Below are 15,337 nucleotides of genomic sequence, written 5' to 3'. Positions count from 1 at the left end.
ATCTGGCCCAAGCTTGAAGTCATTAACGAGTAACTAGCTGTTGTCTTGATCGTTAAGGAAGTCTTTAAATTCCTCTTCATAGATATTAAATAGCACCATAGTGATGGCAAAGATCAGTGGGCCATAAATCAGGCCGATGAGTCCAAACAATTGCAGACCACCCAATAGTGAGAAGAAAATCATTAAGGTGTTCATGCCAGAACTGCCTTGCATCAGCAGTGGGCGCAATAAATTATCAATTGAGCCAACAATAACCACACTCCACGCCGTTAGGAAAATTGCCCAAGTTGTATCACCCGTTAGGAAAAGGTAACCCGCCGCTGGTATCCAGATTAAAGCGGTGCCCACAACAGGAATGAACGAGGCAAAGCCCATCATAGTACCCCAGAATAGTCCCGGAAAACCGGCGAGCCACATGCCAATCCCACCAGCCATACCTTGTGCTATTGCGGTAAGAAATGATCCCATTACTGCGGACTTTGATACCTGCTCAATTTCGGTCAGAATTTTGTCTTCCTGACTACGTGAGAGGGGAAGTATATGTCGAATGGCGGAAATTATTTTGTCGTGATCGCGCAACAAAAAGAACAGGACAAACAGCATCAGGAAGAAGTCCATTAAGAAGTTTGTCGCATCACCAAGTATTTTTGCGCTGATGGTGACTAAGTTTGAACCAAATGATGTGGCGAACTGGGCAATTTTTTCCGCAATGGCTTTTGGCTCTACTTTATCGAATGGTAGGTACTCATTTACCAACGCTAAAGCCTTGACAACTAAAGGGTGCTGGAAAATATCCTGAATTCCGCCATTCGTTACCCACTTATAAGTATTTTGTGAAAATAATGAGCCTTGCTGAACGATAGCAGCAAAAACAAACAGAAGCGGAATCACAATAATAAAGGTCAGAACCACACAAGAGAGTAACGAAGCCATGTTCCTATGCTTTGGTATCTTTTGCTCAAACCATTCGTGTATAGGGAACATGAGTAATGAAATGATGAATGCCATTACGATCGAGTTGATGTAAGGTTCGACTAATAAGTAGCAAGCAAAAGCAGCGGCGAGCAGAGCGACCATTAGAACGCGATGACTCGACGTGATTTTCACATTGTTTGGCATAAGATAAGTCCAAATTACAGATGATATTTACGGTTTCTAGCTTATAACACGGGCTGTGAACCTTTATTACGGTATGTGCTCGCGGTCTTATAATACCGTGCAATTAGAGCCTAGTAGCATACCTTGTTATAATGACGACAAATCAGTCGGTTATCAATCAGGAGATGTAAAATGGGTTGTTGTAATAGTGACAAGTCGTGTCAAAACGAGAAAAAAACCAAGCGCACTCCGTGGTTAGGTATTGTGGTTGGTGTACTTGTTGTCTTAGTTATTTTGAATTGGCGCTAAAAAAGGACCATGAAGGTCCTTTTGAGATTTGTCGTTACTGCCTTTGCTGAATTATTGTGCTTCAGCAGCCAGCGTTGCAAAACAGCGGTCTGCTGCTTCTAGTGTGGCATCGATTTCTTTTGAACCGTGAGCGAGAGATGTAAAGCTTGCTTCAAATGCTGAAGGTGCAAGGTAAACGCCGTGATCAAGCATAAGGTGGAAGAATCGTTTAAAGCGTTCAACGTCGCACTTTGTCACGTCTTCGTAGCAAGTTACGCTATCTTGATCGGTGAAGAAGAAGCCGAACATGCCACCCACTTGGTTTACCACCAACGGAATACCATGTTTTTCAGCCAGAGATTTAAAGCCATCTGCTAGCTGCTTCGTTTTTGAAGCCAGACGTTTTTCATTGCCTTCTTCTTTTAGAAGACTCAAACAAGCAAAACCTGCTGCCATCGCTACTGGGTTACCAGATAGAGTACCTGCTTGATATACAGGACCTGTTGGTGCGACATATTGCATTACTTCTTTACGACCACCGAAAGCACCAACTGGCATACCGCCACCAATCACTTTACCTAATGTTGTTAGGTCTGGTTTGATGTTGTAGTGTGCCTGAGCGCCGCCAAGGGCGACACGGAAGCCTGTCATTACTTCATCAAAAATCAGTAGAGCACCTTCTTGATCACAGATTTCACGCAGGCCTTCATGGAAGCCTTCTACTGGCGGAATACAGTTCATGTTGCCAGCTACAGGCTCAACGATGATACAAGCAATTTCACCTTTGTTTGCAGCAAATAGCTCGCGAACTGAATCCAGATCGTTGAATGTTGCAGTTAGGGTATGTTTAGCAAAATCTGCTGGAACACCCGGAGAGCTTGGTTGGCCTAGAGTCAACGCGCCAGAGCCTGCTTTTACTAGCAAGCTATCAGCGTGACCGTGGTAACAACCTTCGAATTTCATGATTTTGTCGCGGCCAGTGAAACCACGAGCAAGGCGAATCGCACTCATGGTTGCTTCGGTACCAGAGCTAACCATGCGGAGTTGTTCCATTGATGGTACAAGTTCAGAAACCAGTTCTGCCATTGAAATTTCTAGCTCAGTTGGCGCACCAAAGCTAAGGCCGCGTTGTGCAGCGTCGATCACGGCTTCACGAATTACAGCGTGGTTGTGACCAAGGATCATTGGCCCCCAAGAACCGACGTAATCAATATACGCCTTACCATCGGCATCAAAAATCAGAGCACCGTCTGCTCGTTCGATAAATAGCGGAGAACCGCCTACGCCGTTGAATGCACGAACAGGTGAGTTTACACCGCCTGGAATGGTTTTCTGGGCTTTGTCATACAGTTCTGATGATTTGGTCATGGGGTTATCCTCTTTTGATTGCTCGGACCAAGTGGTGCGCATTGTACCTAGCTATAATCAACTTAGAAACGTTTTGCTTAATTTATGTGTTGTTTCGCAATGTAATTTTAACTATCCGATATAAAGAATCGACGGTGAATACTTGAACGAGTTGGTCAGGTATTAGATAATCGTACCCAATAAGCACAAATTTGACGTCTTGCTTCAGGCTCGACGCATTACACGAGTGAGAGAGGTTTTTCGTGAGCGAAGTAAACGTACCATTATCTTTTTCCGATGCTGCAGCATCTCGCGTTAAAGCGCTGATTGCAGAAGAAGAAAACCCAGCATTGAAACTGCGCGTATACATCACTGGTGGTGGCTGTAGCGGTTTCCAATACGGTTTCACTTTCGATGAGAACGTAAATGATGGTGATACAACCATCGTAAATAGTGGCGTAACACTGGTTGTTGACCCAATGAGCTTGCAATATCTTATTGGCGGCATCGTGGATTACACTGAGGGGTTAGAGGGAGCACGCTTCTTCGTAAATAACCCGAATGCAACGACCACTTGTGGTTGTGGTGCATCATTTAGCGTTTAATATCCCGTATAAGTTATTCATAAGGCTGCATTTTTGCAGCCTTTGTTTTATGTATTGATGAATTTCCTGAAATTGCGACGTAGTTAAGAATCCAAGCCGCTATTATTTTCTTTTTAGAAAGTTAATTCGTATCATAAATTATTCGACTAAGATTGATTTGTATATTGAATTAATTCTCGCAACATTACTTATTGCAAGAGATTATTATGGCTAGCTTCCCCTTTACGCGATTTTTCGCTGAACGACCTTATATCGTGTCGTTGCTCATTATTTTAGTAATGTCAGCTTGGTTAGGACTTGGTTCACTTCAAGCCGACGATGTGTCACCACAGCGTGCATCGCAAGATATTCCTCTGGCAAAAGTCTCCTATCAAACATTTACCGCACAAAATACCTATAAAACGATCGAGTTGTACGGCCGTACCGCACCAGACAGACAGGCTAATTTAGGGGCGGAAATTGCCGGTAAGATCATTGCGCTTAAGGTTGAAAAAGGTGAGTCGGTTAAGCAAGGACAAGTGATAGCGCAAATTGATAAAGGCGATCTCGATATCCAATTGGAGCGCGCGCATGCACTACTTAAAGTCCGTGAAAAGGAATTCAACGCGGCAAAATCGTTAAAAAATAAAGGACTACAAGGGGAGGTTGCATTCAGTAATGCAGAAGCTTCTTTAGTAGAGGCTCGAGCGCAAGTCACCAACGCTAAGATTGCGTTGAGAAATACCAATGTAATCGCACCGTTTAGCGGTATTCTCGATCATCTATTTATCGAAGTGGGTGATTTTGTCGGTGTTGGCGATCCAGTTGCGACGATTATTGATCTCACTCACTTGGTGATTGAGGCGGACGTCAGTGAGCGCCATATTCAGGACTTGTCATTAAATCAGCCTGCAAAAGTTAAGTTTATTTCTGGTGACACGGTTGAAGGCACTGTGAGTTATGTTTCACGGGTGTCCTCACCAGCGACTAACACTTTCCCAATTGAAATTCGACTACCCAATCCTCAACAGTTGATTCCCGCAGGGATAAGCACCGAGGTTGATTTAAACCTCAAACAACAATTAGCGATCAAGTTAACTCCAGCGATGCTGGCACTCGATGAGGCCGGTATTTTAGGTGTCAAAGTACTAGAAAATAAAAAAGTAAAATTTATCCCCATTCAATTGGTTAAAGCCGAACAAGATGGTGTTTGGCTGACAGGGCTGGGGGATAGAGTCGACATTATCACCACAGGTCAGGGTTTTGTACGTGACGGTGATGACGTGATTGCCGTTAAGCAAGAATTGTAAGTGGGGTTGATATGTTACGTTTGATCGACGCCTCTTTATCACGCGCACGAACGATGATGGTACTGCTGGTCTTTGTTCTGATTTCTGGCGTGCTTACCTATCTGACGATTCCGAAAGAATCGAGCCCTGATATCACCATTCCAATTATCTATGTTTCTGTTAGCCACCAAGGTATCTCACCTACCGATGCAGAACGCTTGCTCGTGCGTCCGATAGAGCAGGAGTTGCGTTCTATCGAAGGGGTTAAAGATATGACCGCAACCGCATCTGAAGGGCATGCGTCGGTAGTGCTGGAGTTTAGCGTTGGCGTAGACCTTGATCGAGCTATGGCAGAAGTGCGTGATGCGGTTGACTTGGCAAAGCCTAAATTGCCCGCCGATAGTGATGAGCCTACCGTCAATGAAGTTACTTTAGCGTCTGAAGAAGCAGCTTTGTCGGTGGTGCTCTACGGAACCGTGCCGGAAAGAACCATTGTACATCTTGCGCGCCAATTAAGAGACAAGCTGGAGAGCTACAGACAGATCCTGGAAGTGGATATCGCGGGTGACCGAGAAGACATCGTTGAGATCATCGTCGATCCGTTGTTGATGGAAAGTTATGGTCTGGATCAGGCGAGTATCTATAACTTGATCGCGTTAAACAACCGTGTGGTGGCGGCGGGGTTTGTTGATACTGGTTACGGCCGATTTTCGGTCAAAGTACCGTCGGTGTTTGAGACGCTAAAAGATGTGCTTGAGTTGCCAGTTAAAGTCGATGGTAAACAAGTCATTACCTTTGGTGATGTGGCGACGGTAAGGCGTGCGTTCCGTGATCCGGAAAGCTATGCACGTTTGGATGGTAAGTCCGCGATTGTGCTCGATGTTAAAAAGCGTGCGGGCGAAAACATCATCGAGACCGTAGATCTGATCAAAGCGGTGATGGCCGAAGCTCAAAATCAAGAGCAATGGCCGGATAACCTGCTGGTGAAATACACGAGAGACCAGTCAGATGATGTCAAGATGATGCTCAACGACCTACAGAACAACATCTTGTCGGCGATCATCTTAGTCGTAATTGTGATTATTGCGATTCTTGGTGTTCGCACAGCGCTACTGGTCGGTATTTCGATTCCTGGTTCATTCCTCACAGGCTTGCTGGTGCTCTCCGTGTTTGGCCTGACCGTGAACATTATCGTCTTGTTCTCGCTGATAATGGCGGTCGGTATGCTGGTCGATGGGGCGATAGTGGTCACCGAGTTTGCCGATCGTCGCATGCAGGAAGGAGCGCCGCGTAAAGAAGCTTATCGAGATGCTGCAAAGCGCATGGCTTGGCCGATCACGGCTTCGACAGCGACGACGTTGGCAGCCTTTGCTCCGCTATTATTCTGGCCGGATGTTACTGGCGAGTTTATGAAGTATCTTCCGCTGACATTGATCGCGACGTTGGCCGCTTCGTTGGCGATGGCACTGTTATTCGTACCAGTGCTCGGTAGCCTTATCGGTAAACCTCAAAATGTATCGCCTATCCAACACGAGAAAATGCTGGCTCTGCATGAAGGCGATTATGACAAAGCTACGGGTATTACTAAGCTGTATTACCAGACGCTGAATGTTGCGTTGCGTCACCCGTTAAAGATCTTGCTGAGTGCTATCTTACTCTCGGTCGGCGTTGGTTTTACTTACGTTAAAGCGGGACTAGGTGCAGAGTTTTTCCCTGAAGTCGACCCACCATTTTTTACGGTTAAAGTGCGCTCGTACGGTGATTTATCTATCGATGAGAAAGACCAAATCATGCGCGATGTTGAATCGGTGATGTTGGGGCATGATGAGTTTGAAAGTGTTTACACCAAAACAGGTGGCGATGATGAGATTGGTTTAATCCAGATCACGCCTGTGGATTGGCAGTATCGTCGTAAGGTGAAAGCCATTATCGATGAACTGAAACAAACCACAGACCAGTATGCTGGGGTGGAAATTGAGTACAAGTTTCCAGAGGCGGGTCCACCAACTGAGCACGACTTGGTTATTGAAATGTCTGGTTCAACGCTCAGTGGCTTAGACGAAGGCGCGAAAATCGTTCGTCATTGGGCGGATGCTTACCCTGCATTTACCAATATCAGTGATAACTCAAGCAAAGACGGTATTGACTGGCAGATCGATATTCGCCGTGATGATGCCGCTCGCTTCTTAGCAGACGCGACATTAGTTGGTAACACAGTGCAGTTTGTTACCAACGGCTTAAAGTTGGGAGATTATCTGCCGGATGACTCCTCAGAGGAAGTCGATATATTAGTGCGCTACCCAGAGGATAAGCGTGATATTGGCCGCTTTGATCAGTTGCGGGTCAAAACCGCTGCTGGACTGGTTCCGATCACCAATTTCGCCAGCATTATTCCTGAACATAAACAGGATACGATCCGTCGTGTCGATGGGCATAGAGTGATCAGCGTGTTTGCAGACATTAGAGAAGGTTACAACCTGGCGCTTGAACTGCCTAAAGTTGAAGAAGCGCTCAAAGAGTTAACCTTGCCTGAGGGAGTCGAGTTTAAAATCCGAGGTCAGAACGAAGAGCAGGAAAATTCCTCTGCTTTCTTACTCAACGCATTTATCGTGGCGCTGGTTGGTATGGCTCTGATCTTAATTACTCAGTTCAACAGTTTCTACCAAGCGTTTCTTATTCTGAGTGCGGTATTGTTTTCTACGGTTGGCGTTTTTGCGGGCTTGTTGATATTCCAGAAACCTTTCGGTGTGATTATGTCGGGTATCGGCGTGATTGCATTAGCGGGCATTGTAGTGAATAACAACATCGTCTTAATTGATACGTACAATCAGCTGCGCAAACGAGGGTTGGATAAGCGTGATGCGATCCTAAGAACAGGTGTGCAGCGTCTGCGCCCGGTATTACTGACAACGATCACGACGATTCTTGGCCTGCTGCCAATGGTACTGGAGATGAACATCGATTTGATTAATCAGAAAATCGAATTCGGTGCGCCAAGCACCCAGTGGTGGTCTCAGTTAGCAACCGCTGTTTCAGGTGGGCTTGCTTTTGCTACATTGCTGACGCTGGTGTTAACTCCCTGTCTGCTTATGCTAGGCAAAGAGCATTCTTCTGATGAGATGATTGGATCAGAAAAAGAGGTGATATAAATCGCCTCTTTCCCTGTTCGAGCCGCTTACTTCATGGTTAGAAGCTCGCTGTATCGGTCGAGCTTAGCCATGTTGATTTTCGCATTCGCTAAGAAGGTTTGTCTTGCTTGCCCAGTTAACGATTTTGATTGAGGTAAATTAACCGTGCGTGGGTTTTTGTGCACGCCGTTAACCAGGAACTCATAGTGTAGGTGAGGGCCGGTCACTCGGCCTGTACCACCTAACGTACCAATGGTTTGGCCCTGCTTAACACGCTGACCGGTTTTAACGGTACGTTTGGTTAGGTGCAAATACTTGGTAATGTAGGTATTACTGTGTTTGATGAACACGTAGTTACCATTAAATTTGTTGTATGACGATTTTTGCACCACACCATCACCTGCGGCCCAAATTGGCGTACCCACTGGAGCGGCATAGTCTGTGCCTCGGTGAGGACGAACTTTACCCGTGACAGGGTGCAGACGACGAGGGTTGAAGTTTGAGCTTACACGACGGAAGTCCAATGGTGCGCGTAAAAACGCTTTCTTCATTGCTCGACCATTTTCATCGTAATACTTACCTGATTTTTCATCCAGAATCGCAGTGAAGGTATCCCCCTGGTTTTTGAACACGGCCGCGATGATTTTACCGCGTCCAATCACTTCCCCTTCGACAACCTCTTCCTGATACAGGACTCTGAACGTGTCGTTCTTACGAATATCTAATGCAAAGTCGATATCCCAGCCGAAAATTCCCGCTAACTCCATAATTTGGTTCGCGTTTAAGCCTGAAGAAATGCCTGCATTCCAGAAGTTAGATTTGATGGTTGCTTCAGCAAAGTTGTATTGATAATCGACCTCTTTTTTGTCGATTTCAGAGACGTACTTGCCATCTTGTAGCTTGATTCGGAAGGTTTCGAATGCGCTCAAGGTACGTCGTAATTGAACTAAGTTATTGTTTTCATCAAAGCCGAATTGCAGCCTGTCGCCAGGTCGAAGACGGGTTAGCTGCTGTTCCACTTCTTTATCTGAGGAAACCAGCTCATGCAGAATACGCGCTGATAGACCGACACGGCTAAAGAGAATGGCCGCACTTTCACCATTTTTAACTTTGTAGGTCTCCCAGCGTAATACCGAGGAAGTAGACGATGTCCCGTTTAATGTCGTCAATTCCATAGAAATTGGCACAGGATAATATTGCCCCACTTTTAAGCGGCTTTGCTGAGGGTTAAGTTCTTGCGGATCGGGTAAAAAGAATAGTGCGAAGATGATTAGCGCACTAAAAAAACCGATCAATACTTTGTGCAAGAGTGGAAGTCGGACAAAAATCGAATGCATGACGTACTTGTTTGCTAAATTAAACATAAAAAATGACAACTACCTAGTCTAACGTGTTTCAAAATGCATCGCTATTCAAGTAATATGTCCAGCTATTATATTTTGCCAAATCTGTGGGAGTGAACAAGAATGGCGAGCATTGAAGCTGCACTAGCCGAGATTAAGCGCGGTGTTGAAGAGCTGATTCCAGAAGAAGAGCTGATCGCAAAACTAAAAGAAGGTCGTCCTCTACGTATTAAGTTGGGCGCGGATCCAACGGCACCTGACATCCACCTGGGCCATACGGTTATTTTCAATAAGCTTCGCTTGTTCCAAGAGTTAGGCCATGAAGTGACGTTCCTGATTGGCGACTTTACTGCAATGGTTGGTGACCCGACAGGTAAAAACTCAACTCGTCCACCACTTAGCCGTGAAGACGTACTGCGTAATGCAGAAACGTACAAAGAGCAGGTGTTTAAGATTCTAGACCCAGCAAAAACTAAGATCCAATTTAACTCAGAGTGGCTTTCTGAACTTGGTGCTGAAGGCATGATTCGCCTAGCGGCTAACCAGACAGTTGCTCGAATGCTAGAACGCGATGATTTCAAAAAGCGTTACACAGGCGGCCAGCCAATCGCTATTCACGAGTTCATGTACCCATTACTGCAAGGTTGGGACTCAGTGGCAATGGAAACCGATGTTGAGCTCGGCGGTACCGACCAGAAGTTCAACTTGCTAATGGGTCGTGAGCTACAAAAATCTCACGGTCAGAAGCCTCAGGTTGTACTAATGATGCCTCTTCTTGTTGGTCTGGACGGCGAGAAGAAGATGTCTAAATCTGCGAACAACTACATTGGTATCAGCGAAGCACCAAGCGAAATGTTCGGTAAGATTATGTCGATCTCTGATGATTTGATGTGGAGTTACTACGAACTTCTGTCTTTCCGTCCGCTGGAAGAGGTTGCTCAGTTTAAGGCTGATGTTGAAGCTGGTAAGAACCCTCGTGACATCAAAGTACTGCTTGCCAAAGAAATCATTGCACGTTTCCACAGTGAAGCCGACGCTGATGCGGCGGAGCAAGAGTTTGTTAACCGTTTTGCTAAAAACCAAATCCCTGATGAAATGCCAGAATTTGAGTTCGAAGCAGGTCGTCCGGTAAGCAACCTACTGAAAGAAGCGGGTTTATGCCCATCATCTTCAGATGCGATGCGCATGGTTAAACAGGGCGCGGCTAAGATTGACGGTGAGAAAGTGGCAGACAGCAAATTCACACCAGAAGCAGGCACTTACGTATTCCAAGTTGGTAAACGTAAATTCGCTCGTATTACAATTCAGTAATTATTAACTGAGCAAAATGAAAGCGCCGAATAGGGCGCTTTTTTTGTTTAAAACAAACGCAAAATATTAACAAAGCCAGACTGTAAAAAGTGAGTAACTTTGCTACCATACGCTAGCTGCTAACAATGGCAGCGTTATCGGAGATTTACATGAACAATACCGACCATCCTCCCAGTTGTTGGGTGAGTAAGATTAAGGGAGCGAAATAACCCGCTTCGGTATTGGCGATCTCCGCCTTACCTGAGTGGTGAGGCATCTTTTCAAGTTTCTTCTTATTATTTCCTTCATAAATTCTGAATAGACTGTGCGATTGTGAGCGTGATTGCGCGTATCCTGATTTACCTGTTTCAGTAAAGGATGTGCTGAGTCATTTTTGCATGCATAGTTGATGGTCGTTACCAATGCCAATCGGGAGATTCGCCATGACGGTAATGAACAACACTTTTATTGAAACAACACCAAACTTCTCTGCAGTCGAAATTGGTGCGGCTCGCAATGCGTTTTTGCAGTACGAGCGAGATAAGCAACTGCAGTTACTCTCTATCATGCCTATTGATGAGGCGGTGGGGATTTTACAACACTGTTCCGTTGCTTATGTGAACAGCCTTATTGCTCAGTTAGAGCAAGCGGGGCATGACAAGCGTGCTCGTCATTATGCGCACCAATTGGGTTTGCATATTTCTGAAGTGGATACGCCAGATGGTTATTTGTCTGCTGGCGTATTTGAGCATGTGAAGCAACGTATTGGCTGGATAATTGCGCTTGCTTTACTCGGTATCGTATCGGGATTGATCATCGCTCAATATGAAGATACGTTGAGCCAACTGGTTTTACTTGCAGTCTATATGCCTGTTATTGCTGCTGCTGGTGGCAATACTGGCACACAGGCTGCAACCTTGGTTATTCGGGCTCTCGCAACAGGAGAGCTGAAAAAACGCCAGTGGTTAGCGGTACTTTGGAAAGAAAGCCGAGTCGCGTTATGTCTCGCTCTAGCCATCGCTATTGTGATGGTCGGCCGCATTCTGCTGTTTAGTGGCGGACAACCTAATGGCGGATTTGATTTGGTAGACATAGCATTAGCGATCGCTGTGGCTCTGTTTATCCAAGTAACAATTTCGACCACGCTTGGTGGTCTACTGCCTATCATAGCGCGAGCATGCAATTTGGACCCTGCCGTGTTGGTGAGCCCCGTGCTTGCTTCAATCGTCGATATATCAGGGATGTGGATTTACTTCACGGTAGTGAACTACTTCTTAGGCATCGCCTGACTAAAGTTCACAACATCGCTATAAAATAACTTTTCAAAGCTAGTAATAGGGGCGACAGCAGGCTTGCTTCCGTCCCTTTTTTCTGGGAAGTAATCAGAGACAAACTGAACAAAGATAGTATTCGGCTTGCCGTTTTTATCTAGCCCATATCCCGCCATATTGTAAGTCCCATATAACGAACCACTTTTGGCGATCAGTTGTCCTTTAATAGGTGCATTACGCATGCTTTGTCGATACTGAAGCGTACCCGATTCCCCTGACTTTGGCATAATTGCAATAAGGTTGAGCTGTTTCTCATTCTTCCATATGTAGCGCAGTATCTCTGCCATTTTGGTTGCGGATATTCGATTGTTTCTCGAAAGCCCAGACCCATCTTCCAGGCGTGCTTGTCGAATGTCGACCCCTGTATTCGCGAAGATGATTTGTTTTATGGCTTCAGTTCCATTGACAAAACTGCCGGGTTGAACAAAAAACTTCGCGCCAAGTGTTTTAGTCAGCGTATCGGCGATCAGGTTGTCTGAGCGTTTTAGCATCTGATCCAGTAAAACAGACAATGGCTGAGACTGATGCAGTGCGAATAGTTTACGCTGTTTCTTAGGGGCGGAACCTACCTTTATTCTGCCTTTAAGTTCAATATTGAGTTGAGCAAGCAGCGTTGCGATCTTTTTGCTGGTATACATTTCAGGGTCTTGGACCGCGAATTTCAGAGGTAACGGCTTTTCTCTTGCGACGAGGCAGCCATTTAACTCATAACGATTGTCAGGGTTGGGCAGAAGGTCTAAATCACAGTGACGACTTTTCTGAACGGCCCTTGTTACCGTTTCTACAGAGCTTTTTACATGGATTGGTTGATGTTCGGGAACAAACACCCGAGTTCCACCATCTTTTTGTGTGTAAATGGATGCTTGTACACAATTTTTATTTAGTGTGATGGCGGACGCTGGAGCGCTATAACACACACCAAGAATATCCCATGGCCATCCGACGGCGCGGTTATAACCAGTAAACACGCTGTTATCGAGCCACAAGTCACCTTCAATGCGTTTTAAGCCATTCTTTTTCGCCAGGGTTAGAAGGTCTTTTAAATCTTTGGTTTGTAACGTTGGATCGCCAACAAAGGTGATCACTGCATCTGATTTAGAGGCTTCTAGTTTAGTACGAAATCTAAAGCTATCACCCAGTTCCAACTTGGCTGCTAAAGCGGTCACTATCTTGAGCGTGCTGGCTGGTGGAAATAGCTGCTCGGTAGGGTGAATACCAGAAAGCTCTGCATTATCAGTGAGTTTTTCAGCAACCAGACTAATCCGTGCGCCTTCAGGTAGCACCTCTTGATGTGGGTATGCTTGTGTGGCTAACGGACATAGCAGTGAAAGGAAAAATAGGGACCAACGTAAACGCATAGAGACACTTTCTGACGTGAGTTATGTAGTTGAGTATATCCAAGTTCCCCCAAGATGCTAGGTGAAGGAGAAATGGTTTTCTCATCAATTATTAATGAGACAATAATAAGGAAATGAAGGACACGGTTTGTTAACTGACGATAAAAAAATGCCCGCAAGATGCGGGCATTGAGGATTCAAGTCTAAGACTGGAATTAGAAGTCGTAACGTAGACCTAGGGCTAGCTCGTCTTCTGCATCGATCTTAGTTGCTGTTGTTTTAGTACCAGTAGAACCAAACTTGTCGCCAGAGTCGATTAGGTTAAAGTTGTATGAAACGTAACCACGGAAGTTAGGCTTGAAGTAGTAAGACGCGTCAATAGCGATGTTGTCTGCAGAAGTTTCGTCGTTTGTCTCTGCGTTGTTGTACGATGTTGTGAACACAGTTTGACCAACAGTGTAAGCACCTGCTAGTTCGTAACCTGTGTAGTCAACCGTACCTGCAAAATCGTCAGTCATCTTCTCACCGTCAGTGAATACACCGGCGAAGTATAGATCGCCCATAGTGTAAGATGCTGCAAGCATGTACTCGTTAGCTTCGTCTTGATCTGCGTAACCAGCACCTAGCTCAAGGCCAGTGTTTGCTACTGCGTAGATTGCAGATAGAGAGTAACCGTCTTGGTCGTTGTCTGAGAAGTCACCGTTAGCGTTTTCTACACGGTCCGCGAAACGGTAGCTTGCTTTAACGCTTAGGTTCTCGAATTGACCTTTGTAAGACATCATGTTGTCTGCACGGTCAGCCACTGCTAGTTTGTCAGCTGCTGAGTTACCGTGGTAAGCCATGATATCTGTGAAATCTGTGATAACGCCTAGCGCACCTTCGTTTTTACCGTAAGAGAACTCACCCCAAGCGCCGCCTAGACCAGCGTATGCAAGACGAGTGTCTAGAGAGTCTTCGCCGCTGATGTCTTTGCCATTTTCGTCAAAGTCAGCAGTAGTAAACTCACCTTCCCAGAAGCCAACGCCGTATAGGTTGTCACTTACTTGCTGTTTGCCAAGGAAGTTTAGACGGATGCGAGAGTTGTCTTGAGCGTCGCCGTCTTTCATAGATAGACGTGCTTCAGCGCGGCCACCCATTTCTAGAGAAGTGCCATCTTGGTTGTAAAGTTCCGCTGCGTTTACGCCAGTTGCCATTGCTGCTGCAGATACAGAAAGAGCAATTAGAGTCTTTTTCATCTTATTTGTCCTAGTTAGCTGTCCATAATTCATTGTTGTATGGGGGAGAGGTTCTCTCTCAGAAGCTATTGGTCTCAAAGAAGTACCTAGTAAACGAAGACATCGCGCTGGTAAGTCTTTGATTGAACAACTTGCTGGACACGTTTTACCGCTAAAGTTTCATGGTGAGTTAGTAAAATGATATAAATTTGGATAGTGAACACTGTTCGATTGGTTTGATTGTTGATTTATATTTATGATATTTAAGTGGTTTTTGTTTTTATCTGATTATTGAGAGTTGATTAGATTTTATGTTTTTTGAGGTTTTTTCTTTAATGAACTGTGTTGTTTTTCAATAAATTGCAATAATAATTAAACTAAAGAGTGACGAGCATCATTATGCGCGGGTTGCATAGCGACACTCGATATCGAATTAGGGTGATTTCGCCCCTGAGTTTGTTTAAACTAGATAAAACACATCTTCAAACGCACTACCCAGTCAACAGACAGGGTAGGGTTTTTTTGTCCAAAATAGACTTGGGCATGAGGTTATATAATGGAAAAGGTTCCAATGACACTACGTGGCGAACAGATGCTACGTGAAGAATTAGATCGTCTACTTAAGCTACGTCCTCAAATCTCAGCAGCGATTGCAGAAGCTCGTGAGCTAGGCGATTTAAAAGAGAATGCTGAATACCACGCCGCTCGTGAAGAGCAGGGTATTTGTGAAGCGCAGATTCGCGATATCGAATACAAGCTGTCTGTCGCGCAGGTTATTGATGTCACTAAGATGGAAAACACAGGTAAAGTGATTTTTGGCACAACTGTGACTTTGATTGATGTCGATACTGACGAAGAAAAAACCTACCAAATTGTTGGCGATGATGAAGCTGACATCAAGGCGGGTCGTATTTCTGTTAGCTCCCCAATTGCTCGTGGCCTGATTGGTAAAATGGAAGGTGACGAGGTGGTTATCGAAACCCCGGGTGGCGCAAAAGATTTTGAAATTGACCGAGTTGAGTATCTGTAATTACAAAGCATCACTCTGTCTATAAACATAAAAAGGTCGCCATTGGCGACCTTTTCTT

Annotated in this window: 11 protein-coding genes; 6 read left to right on the top strand and 5 right to left on the bottom strand. The window is 45.2% G+C overall.

Annotated elements, in window-relative coordinates:
* Positions 1-33 precede the first annotated feature (33 nt).
* A complete protein-coding gene (locus tag VER99_RS11370) occupies positions 34-1,119 on the bottom strand; it encodes an AI-2E family transporter (RefSeq protein ID WP_014232906.1) in 1,086 nt (361 codons plus the stop codon).
* A 339-nt stretch (positions 1,120-1,458) separates the two neighbouring features.
* Entirely contained in the window at positions 1,459-2,754 is a 1,296-nt protein-coding gene (gene hemL, locus VER99_RS11365) for a glutamate-1-semialdehyde 2,1-aminomutase (RefSeq protein WP_014232904.1), read from the bottom strand.
* A gap of 242 nt (positions 2,755-2,996) precedes the next feature.
* Here hemL and erpA point away from each other — a divergent pair, with 242 nt between their 5' ends.
* The 3 genes from erpA (at position 2,997) to VER99_RS11350 (ending at position 7,755) form a co-directional block, all read left to right on the top strand.
* Positions 2,997-3,338, top strand: coding sequence for an iron-sulfur cluster insertion protein ErpA (gene erpA / locus VER99_RS11360; protein WP_014232903.1), 342 nt, complete (start codon positions 2,997-2,999; stop codon positions 3,336-3,338).
* A 206-nt stretch (positions 3,339-3,544) separates the two neighbouring features.
* Positions 3,545-4,627, top strand: coding sequence for an efflux RND transporter periplasmic adaptor subunit (locus VER99_RS11355; RefSeq protein WP_020333914.1), 1,083 nt, complete (start codon positions 3,545-3,547; stop codon positions 4,625-4,627).
* 11 nt (positions 4,628-4,638) lie between these two features.
* On the top strand, positions 4,639-7,755 hold the full coding sequence (locus VER99_RS11350) for an efflux RND transporter permease subunit (protein WP_020333913.1): 3,117 nt from the start codon (positions 4,639-4,641) through the stop codon (positions 7,753-7,755).
* A 26-nt stretch (positions 7,756-7,781) separates the two neighbouring features.
* On the opposite strand, the gene VER99_RS11345 is transcribed toward VER99_RS11350, so the two are convergent.
* Positions 7,782-9,071, bottom strand: coding sequence for a peptidoglycan DD-metalloendopeptidase family protein (locus VER99_RS11345; protein ID WP_014232900.1), 1,290 nt, complete (start codon positions 9,069-9,071; stop codon positions 7,782-7,784).
* Positions 9,072-9,200: 129 nt separating this feature from the next.
* On the opposite strand from VER99_RS11345, the gene tyrS reads away from it, so the two are divergent.
* The gene (tyrS, locus tag VER99_RS11340) at positions 9,201-10,388 is read left to right on the top strand and encodes a tyrosine--tRNA ligase (RefSeq protein ID WP_014232899.1); all 1,188 of its coding nucleotides are present in this window, start codon (positions 9,201-9,203) and stop codon (positions 10,386-10,388) included.
* Between the two features lie 422 nt (positions 10,389-10,810).
* A complete protein-coding gene (locus VER99_RS11335; RefSeq protein ID WP_014232897.1) occupies positions 10,811-11,656 on the top strand; it encodes a magnesium transporter in 846 nt (281 codons plus the stop codon).
* On the opposite strand, the gene dacB is transcribed toward VER99_RS11335, so the two are convergent.
* Together dacB and VER99_RS11325 are read right to left on the bottom strand one after the other, a co-directional pair.
* On the bottom strand, positions 11,635-13,056 hold the full coding sequence (gene dacB, locus VER99_RS11330; protein ID WP_014232896.1) for a serine-type D-Ala-D-Ala carboxypeptidase: 1,422 nt from the start codon (positions 13,054-13,056) through the stop codon (positions 11,635-11,637). The genes VER99_RS11335 and dacB overlap by 22 nt on opposite strands.
* Positions 13,057-13,250: 194 nt before the next feature.
* Positions 13,251-14,270 (bottom strand): porin, encoded by a 1,020-nt coding sequence (locus VER99_RS11325; RefSeq protein ID WP_020333911.1) that lies wholly within the window; start codon positions 14,268-14,270, stop codon positions 13,251-13,253.
* A 535-nt stretch (positions 14,271-14,805) separates the two neighbouring features.
* On the opposite strand from VER99_RS11325, the gene greA reads away from it, so the two are divergent.
* Positions 14,806-15,279, top strand: coding sequence for a transcription elongation factor GreA (greA, locus tag VER99_RS11320; RefSeq protein WP_014232894.1), 474 nt, complete (start codon positions 14,806-14,808; stop codon positions 15,277-15,279).
* Positions 15,280-15,337: the final 58 nt, after the last annotated feature.

The sequence above is a fragment of the Vibrio natriegens NBRC 15636 = ATCC 14048 = DSM 759 genome, assembly GCF_035621455.1.
GTDB classification, from domain to species: domain Bacteria; phylum Pseudomonadota; class Gammaproteobacteria; order Enterobacterales; family Vibrionaceae; genus Vibrio; species Vibrio natriegens.
The sequence above is the reverse complement of the archived record's forward strand: the minus strand, read 5'-3'. Positions and strand labels throughout refer to the sequence as shown.

Bases quoted from the DNA above. Each gene is read 5' to 3' on its own strand.
- VER99_RS11335 (WP_014232897.1), top strand. From the start codon at position 10,811: ATGACGGTAATGAACAACACTTTTATTGAAACAACACCAAACTTCTCT.
- tyrS (WP_014232899.1), top strand. From the start codon at position 9,201: ATGGCGAGCATTGAAGCTGCACTAGCCGAGATTAAGCGCGGTGTTGAA.
- VER99_RS11345 (WP_014232900.1), bottom strand. From the start codon at position 9,071: ATGCATTCGATTTTTGTCCGACTTCCACTCTTGCACAAAGTATTGATC.
- VER99_RS11370 (WP_014232906.1), bottom strand. From the start codon at position 1,119: ATGCCAAACAATGTGAAAATCACGTCGAGTCATCGCGTTCTAATGGTC.
- VER99_RS11355 (WP_020333914.1), top strand. From the start codon at position 3,545: ATGGCTAGCTTCCCCTTTACGCGATTTTTCGCTGAACGACCTTATATC.
- dacB (WP_014232896.1), bottom strand. From the start codon at position 13,056: ATGCGTTTACGTTGGTCCCTATTTTTCCTTTCACTGCTATGTCCGTTA.
- VER99_RS11325 (WP_020333911.1), bottom strand. From the start codon at position 14,270: ATGAAAAAGACTCTAATTGCTCTTTCTGTATCTGCAGCAGCAATGGCA.
- hemL (WP_014232904.1), bottom strand. From the start codon at position 2,754: ATGACCAAATCATCAGAACTGTATGACAAAGCCCAGAAAACCATTCCA.
- greA (WP_014232894.1), top strand. From the start codon at position 14,806: ATGGAAAAGGTTCCAATGACACTACGTGGCGAACAGATGCTACGTGAA.
- VER99_RS11350 (WP_020333913.1), top strand. From the start codon at position 4,639: ATGTTACGTTTGATCGACGCCTCTTTATCACGCGCACGAACGATGATG.